General features: G+C 63.1%; 17 protein-coding genes. 9 read left to right on the top strand and 8 right to left on the bottom strand.

What is annotated here, in order from left to right; all coding sequences use genetic code 11:
* Positions 1 to 5: 5 nt before the first annotated feature.
* Entirely contained in the window at positions 6 to 3,737 is a 3,732-nt protein-coding gene (gene cobN, locus ACIQWS_RS11125; protein ID WP_403176547.1) for a cobaltochelatase subunit CobN, read from the top strand.
* A gap of 26 nt (positions 3,738 to 3,763) precedes the next feature.
* Entirely contained in the window at positions 3,764 to 4,402 is a 639-nt protein-coding gene (gene cobO, locus ACIQWS_RS11120) for a cob(I)yrinic acid a,c-diamide adenosyltransferase (RefSeq protein WP_223612846.1), read from the top strand.
* A gap of 22 nt (positions 4,403 to 4,424) precedes the next feature.
* Here the strand turns inward: cobO and ACIQWS_RS11115 are convergent, their stop codons facing one another.
* On the bottom strand, positions 4,425 to 5,216 hold the full coding sequence (locus ACIQWS_RS11115; protein WP_403176541.1) for a TSUP family transporter: 792 nt from the start codon (positions 5,214 to 5,216) through the stop codon (positions 4,425 to 4,427).
* A 174-nt stretch (positions 5,217 to 5,390) separates the two neighbouring features.
* Between ACIQWS_RS11115 and ACIQWS_RS11110 the strand changes: the two genes are divergently transcribed.
* From ACIQWS_RS11110 to cobM, 3 genes are read left to right on the top strand one after another with little or no spacing between them, the layout of a single operon-like run.
* Complete coding sequence (locus ACIQWS_RS11110; RefSeq protein ID WP_403176535.1) at positions 5,391 to 5,819, top strand: TerB family tellurite resistance protein; 429 nt, start codon at positions 5,391 to 5,393, stop codon at positions 5,817 to 5,819.
* Complete coding sequence (locus ACIQWS_RS11105; protein ID WP_403176531.1) at positions 5,819 to 6,223, top strand: cobalamin biosynthesis protein; 405 nt, start codon at positions 5,819 to 5,821, stop codon at positions 6,221 to 6,223. Before ACIQWS_RS11110 ends, ACIQWS_RS11105 begins: the two co-directional genes overlap by 1 nt.
* A 3-nt stretch (positions 6,224 to 6,226) precedes the next feature.
* A complete protein-coding gene (gene cobM, locus ACIQWS_RS11100) occupies positions 6,227 to 6,988 on the top strand; it encodes a precorrin-4 C(11)-methyltransferase (protein WP_288194802.1) in 762 nt (253 codons plus the stop codon).
* A gap of 166 nt (positions 6,989 to 7,154) precedes the next feature.
* Here the strand turns inward: cobM and ACIQWS_RS11095 are convergent, their stop codons facing one another.
* Both ACIQWS_RS11095 and ACIQWS_RS11090 read right to left on the bottom strand, forming a co-directional pair.
* Complete coding sequence (locus ACIQWS_RS11095) at positions 7,155 to 7,901, bottom strand: cobalt-precorrin-6A reductase (protein ID WP_403176527.1); 747 nt, start codon at positions 7,899 to 7,901, stop codon at positions 7,155 to 7,157.
* Positions 7,888 to 9,003: a cobalt-precorrin-5B (C(1))-methyltransferase gene (locus tag ACIQWS_RS11090; protein ID WP_346305498.1), complete on the bottom strand. Its 1,116-nt coding sequence runs from the start codon at positions 9,001 to 9,003 to the stop codon at positions 7,888 to 7,890. Before ACIQWS_RS11090 ends, ACIQWS_RS11095 begins: the two co-directional genes overlap by 14 nt.
* 110 nt (positions 9,004 to 9,113) lie before the next feature.
* Between ACIQWS_RS11090 and cobA the strand changes: the two genes are divergently transcribed.
* From cobA to cbiB, 4 genes are read left to right on the top strand one after another with little or no spacing between them, the layout of a single operon-like run.
* Positions 9,114 to 9,953, top strand: a complete 840-nt coding sequence (gene cobA / locus ACIQWS_RS11085; RefSeq protein WP_403177730.1) for a uroporphyrinogen-III C-methyltransferase — start codon at positions 9,114 to 9,116, stop codon at positions 9,951 to 9,953.
* Positions 9,950 to 11,248 (top strand): cobyrinate a,c-diamide synthase, encoded by a 1,299-nt coding sequence (locus tag ACIQWS_RS11080; RefSeq protein ID WP_346305486.1) that lies wholly within the window; start codon positions 9,950 to 9,952, stop codon positions 11,246 to 11,248. Before cobA ends, ACIQWS_RS11080 begins: the two co-directional genes overlap by 4 nt.
* Positions 11,248 to 12,258: a threonine-phosphate decarboxylase CobD gene (gene cobD, locus ACIQWS_RS11075; RefSeq protein WP_403177726.1), complete on the top strand. Its 1,011-nt coding sequence runs from the start codon at positions 11,248 to 11,250 to the stop codon at positions 12,256 to 12,258. Before ACIQWS_RS11080 ends, cobD begins: the two co-directional genes overlap by 1 nt.
* Positions 12,259 to 12,287: 29 nt before the next feature.
* The gene (gene cbiB, locus ACIQWS_RS11070; protein WP_346305485.1) at positions 12,288 to 13,265 is read left to right on the top strand and encodes an adenosylcobinamide-phosphate synthase CbiB; all 978 of its coding nucleotides are present in this window, start codon (positions 12,288 to 12,290) and stop codon (positions 13,263 to 13,265) included.
* On the opposite strand, the gene ACIQWS_RS11065 is transcribed toward cbiB, so the two are convergent.
* The 5 genes from ACIQWS_RS11065 to ACIQWS_RS11045 all read right to left on the bottom strand — a co-directional run bounded on the left by ACIQWS_RS11065 (position 13,262) and on the right by ACIQWS_RS11045 (position 19,715).
* The gene (locus ACIQWS_RS11065; protein ID WP_403176519.1) at positions 13,262 to 14,890 is read right to left on the bottom strand and encodes an ABC transporter ATP-binding protein; all 1,629 of its coding nucleotides are present in this window, start codon (positions 14,888 to 14,890) and stop codon (positions 13,262 to 13,264) included. The genes cbiB and ACIQWS_RS11065 overlap by 4 nt on opposite strands.
* Complete coding sequence (locus ACIQWS_RS11060; protein ID WP_403176515.1) at positions 14,887 to 15,744, bottom strand: ABC transporter permease; 858 nt, start codon at positions 15,742 to 15,744, stop codon at positions 14,887 to 14,889. The genes ACIQWS_RS11065 and ACIQWS_RS11060 overlap by 4 nt, the downstream gene beginning before the upstream one ends.
* Positions 15,741 to 16,688, bottom strand: a complete 948-nt coding sequence (locus ACIQWS_RS11055) for an ABC transporter permease (RefSeq protein ID WP_403176510.1) — start codon at positions 16,686 to 16,688, stop codon at positions 15,741 to 15,743. The genes ACIQWS_RS11060 and ACIQWS_RS11055 overlap by 4 nt, the downstream gene beginning before the upstream one ends.
* Positions 16,689 to 16,889: 201 nt before the next feature.
* Positions 16,890 to 18,374 (bottom strand): ABC transporter substrate-binding protein, encoded by a 1,485-nt coding sequence (locus ACIQWS_RS11050; RefSeq protein ID WP_403176506.1) that lies wholly within the window; start codon positions 18,372 to 18,374, stop codon positions 16,890 to 16,892.
* 69 nt (positions 18,375 to 18,443) lie between these two features.
* Entirely contained in the window at positions 18,444 to 19,715 is a 1,272-nt protein-coding gene (locus ACIQWS_RS11045) for an acetylornithine deacetylase/succinyl-diaminopimelate desuccinylase family protein (protein WP_346305480.1), read from the bottom strand.
* Positions 19,716 to 19,818: the final 103 nt, after the last annotated feature.

Below are 19,818 nucleotides of genomic sequence, written 5' to 3'. Positions count from 1 at the left end.
ATTGAATGCATCTCCTGCTTGCCCAGAAAGGCACCATCGCTGAAGGCACCGAGGCCATCGACCTCGGCCAGACGCCGGGAGATGTGCTGTTCCTGTCCGCCGCCGATACGGAGCTGGCGAGCCTTGCCGCCGCACGGCGGCAGGGCGATGGTGCAGTTTCGCTGCGCCTTGCCAATATGATGAGCCTGTCGCACCCGATGTCCGTCGATGCCTATGTCGAGCGGACAGCGCGGCATGCCAGGCTGATCGTCGTGCGGGTGATCGGCGGCGAGAGCTACTGGCCCTATGGCCTCGAAGCGCTGCATGCCTGCGCCATCAATCACAAGGTGCAGCTTGCGGTGTTGCCGGGAGACGACAAGCCCGATCCGGGGCTCGACCGGTTTTCAACCGTCGCCCGGCCCGACCGCGATGCGCTCTGGCATTATCTGCTGGAGGGCGGGGCGCAGAATGCCCAGCGTTTCCTCGATTATTGCGCGGCGCTGATTTTTTCCGGCGAGAAGCCGCAGGAGGCCGCGCCCCTGCTCAAGGCGGGGTTGTGGTGGCCCGGCAATTCAGCACCCTCGCTGGACGCGATGCGGCTTGACTGGACGGATGGCGCGCCTGTCATTGCCATCTGCTTCTACCGGGCGCTGGTGCAAAGCGGCCAGACCCAGCCTGTGGCGGCTTTGCTTGATGCGTTGCGCGCCAAGGGGCTCAATCCGCTGCCGGTGTTTGTCTCCAGCCTGAAGGATCCGGTTTCCATCGCCACGCTGGAGAGCATCTTTGCCGAAGCACCGCCCGCCGTGGTGTTGAATGCCACGGGGTTTGCCGTGTCTGCACCCGGTTCCGCGCGCAAGCCGACCGTGCTTGAACATGATGGCGCGATGGTGCTGCAGGTCATCTTCTCCGGCTCCAGCGCCGAGCAGTGGCGCCTGTCCGATCAGGGGCTTTCCGCCCGCGACCTGGCGATGAATGTTGCCCTGCCCGAGGTGGATGGCCGGGTTTTGTCGCGTGCGGTCTCATTCAAGTCGGCGCAGCATTTCGACGAGGCGGTGCAGGCCAATATCGTCATGCATGAACCGCAGGCCGACCGTGTCGCCTTCGTCGCCGATCTCGCGGCGAACTGGGCACGCCTGCGCACAAGCAAGCCGAATGAGCGCCGCGTTGCGCTTGTCATGTCCAACTATCCCAACCGGGACGGACGGCTTGGCAACGGCGTCGGGCTCGACACTCCTGCCGGTACATGGCAGGTGCTGAAATCCATGCGTGATGCCGGATACGATATCGCCGATATGCCCGCCGATGGCGAAGCGCTGATCAACCATCTGATGGCGGGCCCGACCAATGCGGCCAGCGACGGGCGCGCCATCCGCGAGACGATTTCGCTCAATCAATACAACAGCTTCTTTCAATCGCTTCCCCAGGTGATTCAGGAGAAGGTGACGGCGCGCTGGGGTGCGCCGGATGCCGATCCGTTCTTCCTCGATGCGGCGCGCGGCTTTGCGCTGCCGCTCAGCCGGTTCGGCGCGGTGCTGGTCGGCATCCAGCCGGCACGCGGCTACAATATCGATCCGAAGGACACCTATCACTCACCCGATCTGGTGCCGCCGCACGGCTATCTCGCCTTCTATGCCTATCTGCGCGGTGTCTACGATGCACATGCCATCGTGCATGTGGGCAAACACGGCAATCTCGAATGGCTGCCGGGCAAGGCGCTGGCGCTGTCGGAAACCTGTTTCCCCGAGGCGGTGCTGGGGCCGGTGCCGCATATCTATCCGTTCATCGTCAACGATCCGGGCGAGGGTACACAGGCAAAACGCCGCTCCGCCGCCGTCATTATCGATCACCTGACACCGCCTTTGACCCGGGCCGAAAGCTACGGGCCGCTGAAGGACCTCGAAGCGCTGGTCGACGAATATTACGAAGCGTCCGGCGTCGATCCGCGCCGCCTCGTGCGGCTGAAGGTGCAGATTCTTGATCTCGTGCGCGATATCGGTCTCGACAGCGATGCGGGCATTCACGATCACGATCCCGACGATCTCGCCCTGCAGAAGCTCGATGCCTATCTCTGCGACCTCAAGGAGATGCAGATACGCGACGGGTTGCATATTTTCGGCCTGTCGCCGGAAGGGCGCCTGCTCACCGATCTGGTGGTCGCGCTGGCGCGCGTGCCGCGCGGTTCGGGTGTTGGCGCCGATCAAAGCCTGCAGCGCGCCATCGCTGCTGATCTCGGCTTTGCCGGTTTCGATCCGCTGGATTGCGATATGGCCGCACCTTGGAGCGCGGAACGGCCCATAATTCTGAACGCTGTCACCAGCGATCCCTGGCGCATTGCCGGTGATACGGTGGAGCGCATCGAGTTGCTGGCCGCCAGGCTGGTGGCCGGTGAAACCGCCTGTCCCGGGGATTGGCAGGCGACGCAAACGGTTCTGGACGGTATCCGCGCAACCCTGCATCCGGCTGTGATGGCCTGCGGCGCAGCCGAAATGACCGGGCTCATGACGGCGCTGAACGGACGCTTTGTGGCGCCGGGGCCGTCAGGCGCACCGACGCGCGGACGTCCGGACGTTCTGCCGACCGGACGCAATTTCTTTTCCGTCGACAGCCGCGCCGTACCGACACCCGCCGCATGGGAGCTTGGGCAGAAATCGGCTGAGCTGTTGATCCGCCGCTATACGCAGGATCATGGGGAGTGGCCGACATCGCTGGGGCTGACCGCCTGGGGTACATCAAACATGCGCACCGGCGGCGACGATATTGCGCAGGCGCTGGCCCTGATCGGGGTCAAACCGGTCTGGGACATGGCTTCGCGGCGTGTCACGGGATACGAGATCATTCCGCCTGCCGTGCTTGGCCGTCCGCGCGTCGACGTGACCCTGCGCATCTCCGGCTTTTTCCGCGATGCTTTCCCCGACCAGATCGCACTGTTCGACACGGCGGTGCGGGCGGTCGGCGCCTTGCCCGAAGACGCGGAAGACAATCCCATTGCCCTGCGCATGCGCAGCGAACAGGCGCGGCTTGTGGCGGAGGGAGCCGACGAGAAGACGGCAAAGCAGCGGGCGGGCTTTCGCGTGTTCGGTTCAAAGCCCGGTGCCTATGGTGCCGGCCTGCAGGCGCTGATTGACGAAAAGGCCTGGGACAAGCGCGACGACCTTGCCGAGGCATGGCTGGTCTGGGGCGGTTATGCCTATGGCGCGGGGGAAGAGGGCAAGGCGGAGCGCGGTCTTCTCGAAGAGCGCCTGCGCACCGTTGAGGCCGTGGTGCAGAATCAGGACAACCGCGAGCACGACCTGCTCGACTCCGACGATTACTATCAGTTCGAGGGCGGGATGTCGGCGGCGGTCGAGCAATTGTCGGGCGAGCGTCCAGCCATCTACCACAATGATCATTCGCGTCCTGAAAAGCCTGTCATCCGTACGCTCGAAGAGGAAATCGGGCGAACCGTGCGCGGCCGCGTGACCAATCCGAAGTGGATCGCCGGGGTTATGCGCCATGGCTATAAGGGTGCATTCGAGATGGCGGCAACGGTCGACTATCTCTTCGCCTTCGCCGCCACGACGGGCGCCGTGCGCACGCACCATTTCGAGGCGGTCTATCAGGCGTTCCTGATGGACGAGGATGTGCGGACATTCCTGAAAGACAAGAACCCGCATGCGCTGCGGGATATCGCCGAAAAGCTGGAGGAGGCCGTGCAGCGCGGCTTCTGGACCCCGCGGTCGAACTCGGCGCGCTATGAACTCGGCATGCTTGCCGCCTGAGACAATGATTCGGAAGGAGACGCCAAATGGCTGAAAAATCACAGAAACTGTTGAACCTGACCGAAGAGGAAGTCAACGCGCGCCACGCCGACAAGATGCGCAAGAAGAAGGCCGTGCGCGACAAGATCCTTGCCACCAAGACCGATGAAAAGGGACTGGTCATCGTCAATACCGGCAAGGGCAAGGGCAAATCGACGGCCGGTTTCGGCGTCGTGTTTCGGGCGCTCGGCCACGGCATGAAGATCGGCGTGATCCAGTTCGTCAAGGGATCATGGGATACCGGCGAGCGCTGGGTTCTGGAGAAGTTTCCCGAGCAGGTGACCATCTCGGCCATGGGTGAGGGCTTTACGTGGGAAACGCAGGACCGCGCCCGCGATATCGCCATGGCCCGGGATGCCTGGGAACAGGCGAAGACAATGATCCTCGATGACGAAACCGATCTTGTCCTGTGCGATGAGCTGAACATCGCGCTGCGCTACGACTATCTGCCGGTGGAGGAAATCATCGATGTGCTCAAGCAGAAGCCGCACATGAAGCACGTGATCATCACCGGGCGCAATGCCAAGGACGAACTGATCGAGTTTGCCGATCTCGTCACCGAGATGGAAATGATCAAGCATCCCTTCCGTTCCGGTATCAAGGCGCAGAAGGGCATCGAATTTTAGAGGCGATGTTCACGCCACGCTGCTAAAACAGCGTGGCGAGCCACAGGCGGATCGGATTGTTCGGGTCCAGAAGCAGCTTTGTCGCCAGCGCCAGGCAGACGATCACCAGCAGCGGCTTGATGATTTTCGCGCCGTTCTTCATCGCCAGCCCCGCACCAACCCGCGCGCCGATGAACTGGGCGACACCCATGCACAGGCCGACCTTCCAGTTGATGACGCCGAGAAAGGCGAAGGTGGCGAAGCCACCGAGATTGGAGGCAAGGTTGAGCAGTTTCGTGTGAGCCGTAGCCTTCAGCAGGCCGTAACCGGCCAGCGAGACAAAACTGAGCATGAAGAACGAACCGGCGCCCGGTCCGAACACGCCGTCGTAAAATCCGATTAAGGGAACGATGGCCAGGCCGAACAGGAACGGCGTCATCCGGTGGGCGCGGTCGATATCGCCCATGTTGGGCTTCAGGGCAAAATACAGCGCGATGGCGATCAGCAGCACGGGCAGGAAGGCGCGCAGGAGATCGCCGGGCAGAAAGCCGGCGAGGAGGGCACCCGCCACCGCACCGAGGAACGACATGAACGCCGATGGAAGCTGCTTCTTCAGGTTCACATGGCCCTTTTGGGCATAGGCTATGGTTGCCGAGGTGGAACCGAACAGCGATTGCAGCTTGTTGGTCCCCAGCGATTCCACCGGCGAGAGGCCGGCCAGAAGCAGGGCCGGAACGGTGATCAGGCCGCCGCCTCCGGCAATGGAATCGATGAAACCGGCGGCAAAGCCGGCAAGGATCAGAAGTACGGGAACATTGTCGAAGAAGGCGGGCATGGCGGGAGACTCTTTGAGAATGCGCCGGACCATAGAGGGAATTTCGGCTTTGGCGAGAACATTTCAATGCTGAGCCGATCCGCTTGTGCGAATCGCATTCTAGTGTGTTGTTTGCGCACTTGAATTCAGCCGCCGGGGCTGCGATCTATCGCGTGAAGACAGTTTGGGGGTACAATGAGCGAGAGCATCTTTGATCGCATCACCGCATTTCTTGGCGCAAAGAGTGCCGTGCAGAAGGTTGCCGATGACCCGGTCCTGACGGCGGAGCTCCTGCTTCTGATGCATGTGGCGCTGGCTGACGGCAAGACCGAAAAGTCGGAATATGCGGCGATCCTGCGCATTGCCTCCAATGATTTCGGCATTGCTCCCGAAGAATTCGGCGAAGTGGCCGACTATCTGAAGGATTTCGGCTACGAGACCTCCAGCGAGCAGGCGGCGCTGGCTTTTGCCGATGTGCCGTTCGAGCGCAAGGTCATGCTGCTGCGGCACCTGCTGACGATCGCCAATGCCGATGACGATCTCGATCCGAAGGAAGCCAATCTCATCCGCCGCACGGCCGATCTTTTGGGCGTGACGCCGGAAGAGCTTCACAAGCAGCATTGATGGTTAAAGAGCCGGAGAGCGCAGCCCGTTACACGCTGGGCCTTGGATGCGAGCGGGGATGCGATCCGGCGGAACTGCGCAGCCTTGCCGAGTCGGTGCTGCATGCGGGCGGGGTAAAGCCCGGCGATCTCACAGGTATCCATTCCCTCGATGCGCGCGCGGCTGAACCGGCGATGGTTGCGCTTGCTGCGCTTTGGCAATTGCCTTTCCTGTGCTTCGATGCGGCAACCCTGGAACGGGAAACGCCCCGCCTTGCCAATCCGTCCCGGCGTGTCTTCGAACTGACAGGCAACCACGGCGTCGCGGAAGCGGCAGCGCTTGCCGCTGCGGGACCGGACGGCGCGCTGGTGATCGGTAAGACAAAATCCGCCCATGCAACGGCTGCATTGGCAAGAAAGAGATAGACAATGACGGTTCATTTTATAGGCGCCGGCCCCGGCGCCCCCGATCTCATCACCGTGCGCGGCCTGAAACTGATCCAGTCCTGCCCGGTCTGCCTCTACGCGGGATCGCTGGTGCCGCCGGAAATGGTGGCCGAGGTGCCGGAGGGCGCGCGCGTTGTCGATACCTCGTCACTGACGCTGGACGAGATCATCGCCGAATTCGAGCGGGCGCATGCGGAAGGCAAGGACGTGGCGCGGGTGCATTCCGGCGATCCCTCCATTTATGGCGCGGTGGCCGAGCAGATGCGGCGGCTCGATGCGCTCGGCATCGACTATGACGTGACGCCGGGGGTTCCGGCCTTTGCCGCCGCCGCCGCTGCGTTGAAAAAGGAACTGACGGTTCCCGAAGTGTGCCAGACCATCATCCTCACCCGCACCTCGATGAAGTCCTCGGCCATGCCGGAGGGCGAGGATCTCGTGACATTGGGCAAATCCGGCGCGACGCTTGTCATTCACCTTTCCATCCGCAACCTTCAGCGGATCGAGACCGATCTTGTGCCGCTCTACGGCGCCGATTGCCCCGTCATCGTGGCCTACCGCGTCGGCTGGCCGGATGAACAGTTCATTCACGGCACGCTGGCGGATATTGCCGGAAAAGTGCGGGAGTCGGGCCTGACGCGCTCGGCCATGATCTTTGTCGGCAAGGGCCTGTCGGCGGATGCGTTCCGCGATTCCGCGCTTTACCACAAGGATCACAGCCACACCTTGCGGTCACGCTCGGAATAGTTGGCATTCTGGTGGGTGCGTGGTTCGACAAGCTCACCATGAGGGAGATGGTTGCCTGCAAGGCGAATCGCAGACTTTGCAGAACATAGCTCCCTGCAGCCCACTCCATCCCTCATGGTGAGCTTGTCGAACCACGCACCACGAGCCATGCCCAACACCTTTCCCGCTAGCCCAGCGTTTCCTCAATAAACCGCAGAACGCCTGATGTGTCGGGCAGGGTGTGACCGGTGGGGCGGTGCGGCCGCTCGATCATGATGACGGGCAAGCCAAGCTCCCGCGCCGCGGCGATCTTGGCATAGGATGCGGCGCCGCCGGAGTTGCGGCAGACGATATGGGTGAGGCGCTTGCGGCTGAGAAACGCGGCTTCCTCATCCTTCTTGCCCGGCTTGGATAGTTCCAGCTCGAAATCGTGGAGGTCGAGCGGCGTTTCCGGCGGATCGATCATGCGCACGACGAAGTACACGTCGCTTCGTCTGGAGAAGGGAGCGATGTGCTGGCGGCCGAGCGCCAGCAATATCCGGGCCTTTGCGGGAATGGCGCAAACCGCTTCTTCAAGGCTTGTGACGCTGGTCCAGGCATCGCCGGGCTTGCGCTGCCAGTCCGGCCGTTCCAGCCGCACGAAGGGAACGCCCGTGGCATCCGCCGCCGCGCGCGCATTGTCCGATATCTGCGTGGCGAAGGGGTGGGTCGCATCGACGAGCAGGGCGATGCCTTCCCTGCGGATATAGGCGGCAAGGCCGTCCGCGCCGCCAAAACCGCCGGTGCGCACGTCGCCGTCGATCCTGCCGGGATTGCTGGTGCGGCCTGCCAGCGATGAGATTGTCCGATAGCCAAGGGCGACAAGCGCGGCGGCAAGCTTGACCGCTTCCGCCGTGCCGCCGAGGATAAGCACAGGACGATCAGAGGCGGGCAAGGATTGTCCCCTTGCGGTCGGTCACGATTATTTCCACCGCGACAGGCGCACCCCTGAGGGTGGCGAGCGCCACGGCCTTGGCTTTTTCGGCGATGGACTTCGGCAAGTCGATGCCAAACCCTTGAGTCATTTCAAGCACTTCCTGCGCGGTGTTGGCATTCAGAATCCGCTCCCTCATATCCTTGTCGAAACCAAGCTTTTCCGCTTCGTCGGCCAGAAATGCCATGCTGACCTGGCTGCGGGCGGAGTGCAGGTCGAGCGCGCCCTGTGCCAGCTTGGTCAGCTTGGCGAAGCCGCCCGCGATGGTCAGCCTGTCGATGGGGTGAACCCGCAGATATTTGAGGAGCCCCCCGGCGAAATCGCCCATGTCAAGCAGCGCGATATCTGGCAGATCGTAGATCGCCTGCGCCGCATCCTCCGAGGTCGAACCGGTTGCCGCCAGCACATGGGTAAGCCCTGCGGCGCGGGATACGTCGATGCCGCGATGGATCGAATGGATCCATGCCGCGCAGGAGAAGGGGTGGACGATGCCCGTCGTGCCGAGAATGGAAATGCCGCCGATGATGCCGAGGCGCGGGTTCCAGGTTTTCTTCGCCAGTTCCTCGCCCTCCGGCACGGAGATGGTCACGACAAGATCGGCGGGCAGGTCGTACTGGGCGCAGATTTCCTCGCAGATGGCGGTCATCATGGCGCGCGGGACGGGGTTGATGGCCGCTTCACCCGGCGGAATCGGCAGGCCCGGCAGGGTGACGGTGCCAACGCCTTCGCCTGCGACAAACCGGATACCGCTGCCGGGCGCGGCGGGATGGACCGTGGAGATGATGGTGGCGCCATGGGTAACGTCAGGGTCATCGCCGGCATCCTTGACGATCCCGGCGATGGCATAGCCGTCGCCGATTGATTCGAGCGCCAGCGGAAAATGCGGGACCTCGCCCTTTGGCAGGATGATGGCGACCGGATCGGGAAATTCACCCGTGATCAGGGCAATCAGCGCGGCCTTGGTTGCGGCGGTCGCACAGGCACCCGTGGTCCAGCCCCGGCGCAGGGGAGCAGGGTTGGCATCGTCTGGTTTTCGCAATCCGGCATCGGGTTCGTCGCTCATGCGCGTCTTATAGACCAGCTTGGGATAGAGTTGCATGATTTTTCCGATAAGTTCATGCTTGCGATGCGGAAAATTATGCTATGCGCGATGCAACAGATACGGGGAGCGCGATGAGCGCAGTGACGTCAAAATTGCCGAAGTTCGAAACGGGTCATGTCTGGCTTGTCGGGGCCGGGCCGGGTGATCCCGGGCTCTTGACGCTGCATGCGGTCAATGCGCTCGAACAGGCCGATGCCATTGTCTATGACGCGCTGGTCAACGAGGAATGCCTTTCCTTTGCCCGTGCGGACGCGGAACTCGAATATGCCGGAAAGCGCGGCGGCAAGCCTTCGCCGCAGCAGCGCGATATCTCATTGCGTCTGGTGGAACTGGCCAAGGCCGGCAAGCGGGTGCTGCGCCTGAAGGGCGGTGATCCCTTCGTCTTCGGCCGGGGCGGGGAGGAAGCGCTGACGCTGGTCGAGCATGGCATTCCCTTCCGCATCGTGCCGGGAATCACCGCCGGTATCGGCGGGCTCGCCTATGCGGGCATTCCGGTGACCCACCGCGAGACCAACCAGAGCGTGACCTTCCTGACCGGCCACGACGCGACGGGTCTCATTCCCGATACGATGGACTGGGCGAGCATCGCCAAGGGTTCGTCCGTCATCGTCATATACATGGCGATGAAGCATATCGGCGTGATCGCCGCCAAGCTGATGGCGGCGGGCCGCGCGAAGGACGAACCCATGGCCTTTGTCTGCAATGCCACGACGGGCGCGCAGACAGTGCTGGAAACAACCCTTGCGCAGGCCGAGAACGCTGTGGAACAGGCGGGACTGCGCCCGCCCGCCATCGTTGTCATCGGCGAAGTGGTGCGCCTGCGCAATGCGCTCGACTGGCTGGGGGCACTGGACGGGCGTGTGCTGCAGGTCGATCCGCTGGGAACGCGCCGCGAAAAGGATGCGGGATGAAGGGCTTTGTCATCGCCGCCCCGGCTTCGGGAAGCGGCAAGACCACGGTAACGCTGGGTTTGCTGCGCGCGCTGCGCGACAGCGGCGTGAAAATCGCGCCGGCCAAGGCGGGCCCCGACTATATCGATCCGGCCTATCACAGCGTGGCCAGCGGTGTGCCCTGCATCAATCTTGATCCCTGGGCCATGCGGCCCGACCTGATCAGCGCGCTGGCATCGCGTCATGCGGAAGGCGGCAAGACGCTGGTGGTCGAGGGCATGATGGGGCTTTTCGACGGTGCGCTGGACGGCAAGGGATCGGCGGCCGATCTCGCCGTGCGCCTGTCGCTGCCGGTCATTCTGGTGCTCGACTGCGCAAAGCAGTCGCATTCGATTGCCGCCGTGGTCAGCGGCTTCCGGGATTTCCGCCGCACGCTGATGATCGCGGGTCTCGTGCTCAACCGCGTCGGCAGCGCACGGCACGAGGCCATGCTGCGCGCCGCGCTGCAGCCGGTCGGCATTCCGGTTCTCGGCGTCATTGCGCGCGACCCGAGGCTGCATCTGCCGGAGCGTCACCTCGGGCTGGTGCAGGCGGGGGAGCATTGCGCGCTCGATGCGTTCATGGCCCATGCGGGCGAGGTCATGGGGAGGCAGATCGATCTTGCCGCGCTGCAGCAGATCGCCGGGCGTCTGGGGCCCGTCGCCTCCATGGCCAATATTGCGCGCGTGCCGCCGCTCGGCCAGCACATTGCAGTGGCGCGCGACAATGCCTTTGCCTTTTCCTACCTGCATCTGCTCGATGGCTGGCGCCGCCGCGGTGCGCAGATCAGTTTCTTTTCGCCGCTGAACGACGAAGCCCCGGCAGCGGACAGCGATGCGGTCTATCTGCCCGGCGGCTATCCCGAACTTTATGCGGAACAGCTGGCGGCGGCTGCCAATTTTACCGCCGGTATCCGCCAGGCGGCGCAGCGCGGCATCCCGATCTACGGGGAATGCGGCGGCTACATGGTGCTGGGTGAAAGCATCGAGGATGCCGCCGGGAAAGCCCATGGCATGCTCGGCCTGCTGCCGCTGCAGACCAGCTTTGCCGAGCGCCGGATGCATCTGGGCTACCGCCGGATCGAGCCGCTGGCGGCTTCGCCGTTTCCCTTTCCCTTCACCGCGCATGAATTCCACTATGCCAGCATTGTGCGCGAAGGGGACGCCGCGCGGCTGTTTCGCGTCCGCGATGCGCTGGGCGAAGATCTCGGCGAGGCGGGCCTGCGGGTCGGCTCGGTATCGGGTTCCTACATGCATATGATCGATATGGCCGGATGATGCAGATTGAGCATGGCGGCGCGCTTGATCGCGCCATAAGCCGGTTTGGCGGGCGGCGTGAAGACTGGATTGACCTGTCCACCGGCATCAACCCGGAGGCCTTTCCGCTGCCATCCATTCATCCGGACGTGTGGAACCGTCTGCCCGATGAAAACCTGCTGGCAGCGGCGCTCGAGGCAGCCCGTGTTTACTACGGCGCCTCGGCGGGCGCAGGCATTGCCGCTGCGCCGGGCACGCAGGCGCTGATCCAGATCATGCCGGATCTGACGGATCGCGGCGAGGTGGCGATCGTCGGTCCGACCTATCAGGAGCACCAGTCCTCGTTCGAGCGCACAGGCTGGAAAGTAACGCCGTGCAGCGATGTCTCCGGCATTCCGCACTCCGCCAAAGTGGTGGTGATCGTCAATCCCAACAATCCGGACGGCCGCATCGTTGCGAAGGACACGCTGATTGCGCTTGCCGGGACATTGCAGGTACGGGGCGGTTTCCTGATCGTCGATGAAGCCTTTGCCGATCCGCATCCCGAAACAAGCATTGCCGCGCAGTGCGGGCGCGATGGCCTGATCGTGCTCAAATCCTTCGGCAAGTTCTTCGGGCTAGCCGGTCTGCGGCTGGGTTTTGCCCTGACCAGCCCGGCGTTTGCGGCGAAGCTGACGGAGCGCATGGGGCCGTGGGCCGTCTCCGGTCCGGCGCTGGCGATTGCCCGGCACGCCTTTACCGACACGTCAGCGCTTGCCGCTTTCAGCGCCCGGCTGACCCGGCGGCGCGAGGTCCTCGTCACGGTTTTTTCCGGTATCGGCCTGAAGGAAATCGCGGGTACCGATCTGTTTGCGCTGGTCGAGCACGGGCGCGCCCATGCCCTGTTCGAGGCCTTGTGCGCGCAGCACGTGCTGGTGCGCAAATTCGCCTATGCACCGCAGTGGTTGCGCTTTGGCCTGCCACTGGATGAGAATGACGCAGAGACATTCCGGCAGCGTGCCATTATAGCAATGGACGCTGTGCGAAGCTGAGATTTTGAATCAACGGGATCGAATCATCTATGGAAATCAACCTTTTGATTCTGTTTCTTGCCCTCCTGGCGGACCGTTATGTCGGCGATCCCGACTGGCTGTGGCAGCGGGTGCCGCATCCCGTCGTGCTGTTCGGCAAGGCCATCGCCTTCATCGACAAGCGTTTCAACAGGGCCGGGCATACCGAGGAGGAAAAGCGCCGCAACGGTTTTCTCGCCATGCTCGTCCTCCTGCTTGCCGCCGCTGGTATCGGCGTGCTGATCCATTGGGCGCTGACGATGATTCCGCCGTTCGGCGGGCTGATCGAAGCCCTGATCGTCGCGGTTTTCCTGGCACAGAAAAGCCTGGGCGAGCACGTCGCACGGGTTGCCGATGCGCTGCGCAATGACGGGCTGGTGGGTGCGCGCCGTGCCGTGTCGATGATTGTCGGGCGCGATCCGCAGGTGCTCGACGAGGCGGCCATCACGCGCGCTGCGATTGAAAGCCTTGCCGAAAACACGTCAGACGGGATCATTGCCCCGGCCTTCTGGTTTGCGCTGCTCGGCCTGCCGGGGCTTCTCGCCTACAAGATGCTGAACACGGCGGATTCGATGATCGGTCATCTCAATGACCGCCATCGCGACTTTGGCCGGTTCGCCGCCAAGCTGGATGATGTCGCCAACTGGATCCCGGCGCGCCTGACCGGATTGCTGATCGCTGCGGCCGCGTGGATCGTGCATGGCGGAAAAGCCGCAGCCCGTTCGTTCGACGTGATGATGCGCGATGCGCGGCTGCATCGCTCGCCCAATGCCGGTTGGCCCGAGGCGGCCATGGCCGGGGCCATCGATGTCGCGCTTGCCGGACCGCGCATCTATGGCGGCGTGGTTGCCAACGAGCCGATGCTCAACGGATCAGGCCATCGCGATGCCGGTGCCGCGCACATCGATGCGGCGCTGCGCGTCTACAGCGTTGCAACCGCGCTTTTCATGGGCGTGCTGCTGGTGTTGTTCTTTCTTGGGCTGTTTTAGCCCTGTTCGGTGATCCGGCGGGCGAGAGCCTTGTGCAGGTCGGGTGAGGCGCGGACCAGTGCCCGGCCGGCCTCCGACAGCGGCTGGCGCAGGATTTCCTCCGTCTTGCCGCGCTCGACGATCTTGCCCTCGGACATCACCATGACCGTATCGGTGATGGCCCGCGCCACGGCGAGATCGTGGGTGATGAACAGGTAGGCGATGCCCAGCCGGTCGTTGAGGTCGGCGAAGAGATCGAGAATCTGCGCGCGGATCGACACGTCGAGGGCGGACACCGGCTCGTCGGCGACAATAAGTTTCGGCTCGGTGATGATGGCGCGGGCAATGGCGAGCCGCTGGCGCTGGCCGCCGGAAAACTCGTGCGGATATTTGTCCTTGTCGGCGCGCGGGATGCCGACCCGCTCCAGTGCACGGTGCACCCGGTCGCGCCGCTCGCCGTCGGACAGTTCGCGGTCGAGCAGATAAAGCGGCTCCGCGATCAGACGCTCGGCCTTGTGGCGCGGATTGAAGGAACCGTAGGGGTCCTGAAACACCACCTGCATGTTGCGCCGCACCGGGCGCAGATCGTCCGGCGCCAGCTTGTCGATGCGCCGCCCGGCGAAATGAATCTGGCCGTCAGTCGGCCGGACAAGCGCCAGAACCATGCGGGCGAGGGTGGACTTGCCGCAGCCGGACCGCCCGACAAGGGCCGTGGACTGCCCCGGCTTGATATCGAAAGTGACGTCGTCCACCGCCCGGAAATCCGGATCGCGGCCGAACAATCCCTTGCGGCGGCCCGGATAGGTGCGCGTGAGGTTGCGGATCGCCAGCAATGGGCCATCCGGGGTTGCCTGGGTCGGGTGATGCGCGGTGCGCTCCGGTACATGCATGGAGGCCTGTGCCAGCTGGCGCGTATAGGGATGCGTCTGCTCGCTCAGGATCTGCGTGGTTTCGCCGGTGTCCATGACCTCGCCATGCCGCAGCACGGTGATCGAATGAGCCATGCCCGCGACCACTGCGAGGTCGTGGCTGATCAGCAGCAGGCCCATCCGTTCCTCGTCAACGAGGCTTTGCAGGAGGTCGAGAATCTGCGCCTGCAGGACGACATCGAGCGCGGTGGTGGGTTCGTCGGCAATCAGCAGGCGCGGTTTGAGCGCACAGGCAATGGCGATCACCACGCGCTGGCGCTGGCCGCCGGACAGTTCATGCGGATAGCGGCTGAGGGGAAATGTTGTCGAGGGCAGGCCGACCCGGTCGAGTATGGCGTGCGTCTGCTCCTCGGCGACGGCGCGGGTTGCGCCGGTGTGCAGCCTGATGCCTTCGGCCACCTGTTCGCCGATTGTCTTGACCGGGTTGAGGGCGGTCATCGGCTCCTGAAACACCATGCCGATCTCATTGCCGCGCAGGCGGCACATCTCCGCTTCGCTGGCTGTGAGCAGATCCCTGCCGCCGAAGTTGATTTGCCCGCCGGTGCGCGCACCGCCCGGAAGCAGCTTCATGATGCTCAGCGCCGTCATGGATTTGCCCGAACCGGATTCGCCGACAAGCGCGCGGATTTCGCCTGTCCTCACTGAAAGGTCGATGCCTTTCAGCGCCTCGAACGCGCCGATGCGCAGGGTCAGTTTGCTGATTTCAAGCAGGTTCATGACCGCTCCCGCCGCATTTTCGGGTCGAGAACATCGCGCAGGCCATCGCCGAGAAGATTGAGCCCGAGCACGGTGATGACGATGGCAAGGCCGGGATAAAGCGCCATGTGCGGCGCCAGACCGATCATGGTCTGCGCCTCGAACAGCATCCGCCCCCAGCTCGGCATCGGCGGCTGCGAGCCGAGGCCGACATAGGACAGGCCCGCTTCCGCCAGAATGCCGAGGGAGAACTGGATGGTGCCCTGCACCACAAGAATGTTCATCATGTTGGGCAGGATGTGCTCGATGGTGATCAGCAGGCTGCTCTTGCCCGCTGCGCGGGCGGCCAGAATATATTCACGCGGCCACAGCGACAGCGCCGCGCCGCGGGCGACGCGGGCGAAGACCGGAATGTTGAAAATGCCGATGGCGATGATGGCGTTGATCGCGCCGGGGCCGAACACGGCGGTAATCATGACGGCGGAAAGCAGGGCCGGAAAGGCGAAGACGAGATCGTTGAAGCGCATCAGGGCTTCATCGATCATGCCGCCCCTTGCTGCCGCCCACAGGCCGAGCGGCACACCGATGCCGGCGCCGATGACGACGGAGACAAAGGCCACGGCGATGGAATTGCGGCTGCCGACCATGATCATCGACAGGATATCGCGGCCGAAATGGTCCGTGCCGAGCCAATGGGCCGAGGACGACGGTTTCAGCTTGCCGAGAATGTCGAAGGAGCCGACGGCATAGGGTGTCCAGACGAAGGACAGCGCCGCCATCAATGCCAGCAGGACCGTGATCGTCAGGCCGATGACGAAGGACCGGTTGGAAAAGGCCTTCGAGATATTGGCCTGCCATTCCGTGGGCGCGCTCATGAGCGGCCCCGCAGGCGCGGATCGACCAGCGCATAGGAGAGATCGACCAGAAGATTGACGAGGATGACCGTGGCGACCAGCAGCATGACGACGCCCTGGACCACGATGAGATCGCGCTGGGTGATCGCCTGGAACACCAGACGGCCGAGGCCAGGCAGGTAGAAGACATTCTCGATGATGATCGTACCCGCCAGCAGAAAGGCGAACTGCAGGCCGAGAATGGTCAGGACCGGAATCAGGGCGTTGCGCAGGGCGTGCCGGTACAGCACCTTGCGGCGGGTGAGGCCCTTGGCCCGCGCCGTGCGGATATAGTCCTCGCCAAGCACGTCGAGCAGAGCCGAGCGGGTGACGCGGGCAAGGATGGCGGCCTGCGGCAGGCCAAGCGCGATGGAGGGCAGAATCAGCGATTTGAACCCGGCCCAGATACCGGCATTCCAGCCGGGAAAGCCACCCGCCGGAACGAGGCGCAGGCTGACGGCGAAGACATAGACCAGCAGCAGCGCGAACCAGAAATTGGGAATGGCAACGCCGACCTGCGCAATCGCCATCGTGCCGCTGTCGGCCATCGTGCCGCGCCGCGACGCGGAAAACAGGCCGACAGGAATGGCGATGATTGTCGACAGAAACAGCGAAATCAGGGCCAGCGGCAGAGAAACGGCAATGCGTTCGGTGATGAGGTTCAGGACGGGAACCGAATAGGTGTAGGATTTGCCGAAATCGCCGACGAGGAGCCCGCCGATCCAGCTGGCATAACGGACGAGCAGGGGCTGATCGAGCCCCATCTGCTGCTGCAGGGCCCGCACGGCTTCCTCGGTGGCGTTCATGCCGAGCATCAGCCGCGCCGGATCCCCGGGCACGACCTCCAGCACGATGAACACGACGACGGAAGCGGCCAGAAGCGTCAGGATGCCGATCAGGATCCGCTTCGACACGTAGTTCAGCATGGGCGACGGGGATACTCACCCCCCTCTGTCCTGTCGGACATCTCCCCCACAAGGGGGGAGATCACATCGACATGAACGCTTTCGCACAACAGGAGCCGTTTCAGATTTTGCAAAGACGGCAATGTAGGCTGATCTCCCCCCTTGTGGGGGAGATGGGCGGCAGCCCAGAGGGGGGTGAAAGAACCCAGATACATCAACCTATCATTCCGCCCATTTCACTGCCGTCAGGTCATTGGCCGGTATGGGTCCGTTTTCCCACAGTCCCTCGACCTTGGCATCCCAGATGCCGGTTTTCGGCAGCTGGAAGAGAAAGGCGACCGGGGCGTCGGCAGCCAGAATTTTCTGCGCCTGCTGGTAGAGTTCGGTGCGCTTGGCCTTATCGGAGGTCGCCTCGATCTGCTTGATCACCTCACGGAAGGCCGGGCTGGTGTAGTTGAAATAGTAATTGTCGCGGGCGAAGATGTTGAGGTCGTTCGGCTCGGTGTGCGACACGATGGTCATGTCGTAATCCCTGCCTTTGAACACCTGTTCGAGCCACTGCGCCCATTCCACCGGAATGATTTCCGCTTCGATGCCGATTTCACGCAATTCCGCGGCAATGATCTCGCCGCCGCGGCGGGCATAGACGGGAGGCGGCAGTTTCAGCGTGGTCTTGAAACCGTTGGGATGACCGGCCTCCGCCAGCAGTTTCTTCGACAGTGCCGGATCGTAGGCGGACTCGGCGGTCAGGTCGATATAGGCGGGGTGGTGCGGCGGGAAAAACGAGCCGATGGGCGTTCCCAGGCCGAACATGGCGCCGTCGATCAGGGTCTTGCGATCGATGGCGTGGCCGATCGCCTGCCTGACCTTGAGATTGTCGAAGGGCGGCTTCTGGTTGTTCATGCCAAGGACGGTCTCGCCCTCCGTGGTGCCGATGACCACCTTGAAGCGCGGATCGGCCTGGAACTGCGGCACGGCCTCATAACTCGGGAACACAGGGAACGCCTGCACGTCGCCGGCAAGCAGCGCTGCCGTTGCGGCGGCCGGATCGGGGATGATGCGGAATGTCGCTTTGTCCAAGGCAACGGGTGTGCCCCAGTAGGCTGGGTTTTTCGAAATGACGATCTGCGAGCCCTTCGCCCAGGTATCGAACTTGAAAGGCCCGGTGCCGACGGGCTTTTCCTTGTTGGTGTCGGCGCTTTCCGGCGCGACGATGACTGCGGCGGCCCAACCCATATTGTAGAGGAAATCGCCATTGGGCTGATTGAGCGTGACCTTGACGGTCAGCGGACCGACGACCTCCACCGTATCGATGGCCGCGAACAGCGGCTTTTGCGGGTTGACGGATTTTTCGTCGCGCGCCCGGTCGAGCGAGAATTTGACATCCTGCGCGTCGAAGGCCGTGCCATCGTGGAATTTCACGTCCTTGTGCAGCTTGAAGGTATAGATCTTGCCGTCGTCCGACACAGTCCAGCTCTCGGCAAGGGCTGGCAGAACCTCGCCCTTGGCATTGATGCGTGTCAGCCCCTCGAACACATTGGCGTAGACCACTTCACCGATCGCCGTGGCTGCACCGGCAGTCGGATCGAGGTGCGGCGGTTCCAAGACGACGCCCAGCACGAGGTCGGTTTTGGCAGCAAGGGATGCGGTGGCGGAAAGCAGGACAAGCGCGCTGGCCGCAAGGGCCGACTTCCAGAATTTGTTCATTCAACGTCTCCCAAGGACTTTGCCGTAAACCCCGTGCAGATCAGCACATTTTTGTTTTGAGAACCATGCCTAGATTGAGCCGGACAGCAGAACTTTCAGGCCGAGCGCCATGACCTTTGCCGACTCGACCATGTCCTCGATGCCCACATATTCGTCGGGCCGGTGGGCGAGGTCGAGAATACCCGGCCCGTAGGCGATGCAGTCATGCAGCAGGCCGATGCGGGCGATGTGCTTCTGGTCATAGGTGCCCGGCGAAATGACATATTCCGGTTCCTTGCCGAAGACGTCGCGGATGCCCTGTGCAACGGCGGTGACCACAGGTGCATCACGCTCTGTCATCAATGGCTGCACCTCCATGATGTCGCGGATGTTGTAATGGAATTTCGGCCGCTCCCATTGCAGCCGGTCGAGGATCGACGTCACCTCGCGCTTGACCTCGGTGATGTCTTCTTCAAGCAGGAAACGCCGGTCGATGGTCAGGCGGCAGGAATCCGGCACGTTGGGCGAGGGCAGGCCGGAATAGTCATCGGTCTGGCCGCCATGAATGGAATTGATGTTCATGGTGGAGCGCTTGGCGCCTTCCGGCACCACGGGCATGCGGGTCTGCTTCTTGTCGAGCGCCGGAAACAGTTCCTTTTCGAAGGCGTCGAGCACCGCGCCCATGTGGCGCACGGCGCAATCGCCGAGAAACGGCATGGAGCCATGGGCAATCTCGCCCTTGGTCTCGATCTCGGCCCACCAGACGCCGCGATGGCCGAGGCAGATGCGGTCCTTGTTCAGCGGTTCGGGAATGATGACGTGGTCGACGCGCGGTTTTGAGAAAAAGCCCTTGCTGGCGAGATAGGCGACGCCGCCGAAACCGCCGGATTCCTCGTCCACCGTGCCCGAAATCTCGATGGAACCGGCAAAGTCGGGATAGACTTCAAGAAAGGCTTCGGCGGCGATGATCGAAGCGGCAAGCCCGCCCTTCATGTCGCAGGCGCCGCGCCCGTAGACTTTCCCGTCTTTTACCACGCCCTCGAACGGGTCGACCGTCCAGCCTTCGCCCGCGTCGACCACGTCGATATGCGAATTGAAATGTACGGTCTGGCCATGCGTCCGGCCATCGAAACGCGCGACGATATTGGTGCGCGGATAGCGGTCCGTGTCGCCGGGCGTGCCTTCACCGCGAATCAGCTGGGTCTCGAAACCGCTCTTCTTCAACCGTTGCGCGATAAATTCGGCGCAGGGCGTATAGGCTTCACCCGGCGGATTGACCGTGGGAAAGCGTATGAGATCACGGGTCAGCGCGACAAGATCGTCACGGCGTTTTTCAATGGCATGGGAGAGTTTTTCATCCATTGGTATATCAAATCAGGCCATGTCCTGATTTGGCAAGAGGCAACTTCTTGGCAGTAGCATCGCGGCGATTTCTCTGTGCAATGTCGCTTGTGTGTTTGGTGGA

Origin of the sequence: Phyllobacterium sp. NPDC097923, assembly GCF_044760925.1 — a bacterium.
Classification (GTDB): domain Bacteria; phylum Pseudomonadota; class Alphaproteobacteria; order Rhizobiales; family Rhizobiaceae; genus Phyllobacterium; species Phyllobacterium calauticae.
Note: the sequence above shows the minus strand (reverse complement) of the source record. Positions and strands in the feature narration are given on the sequence as shown.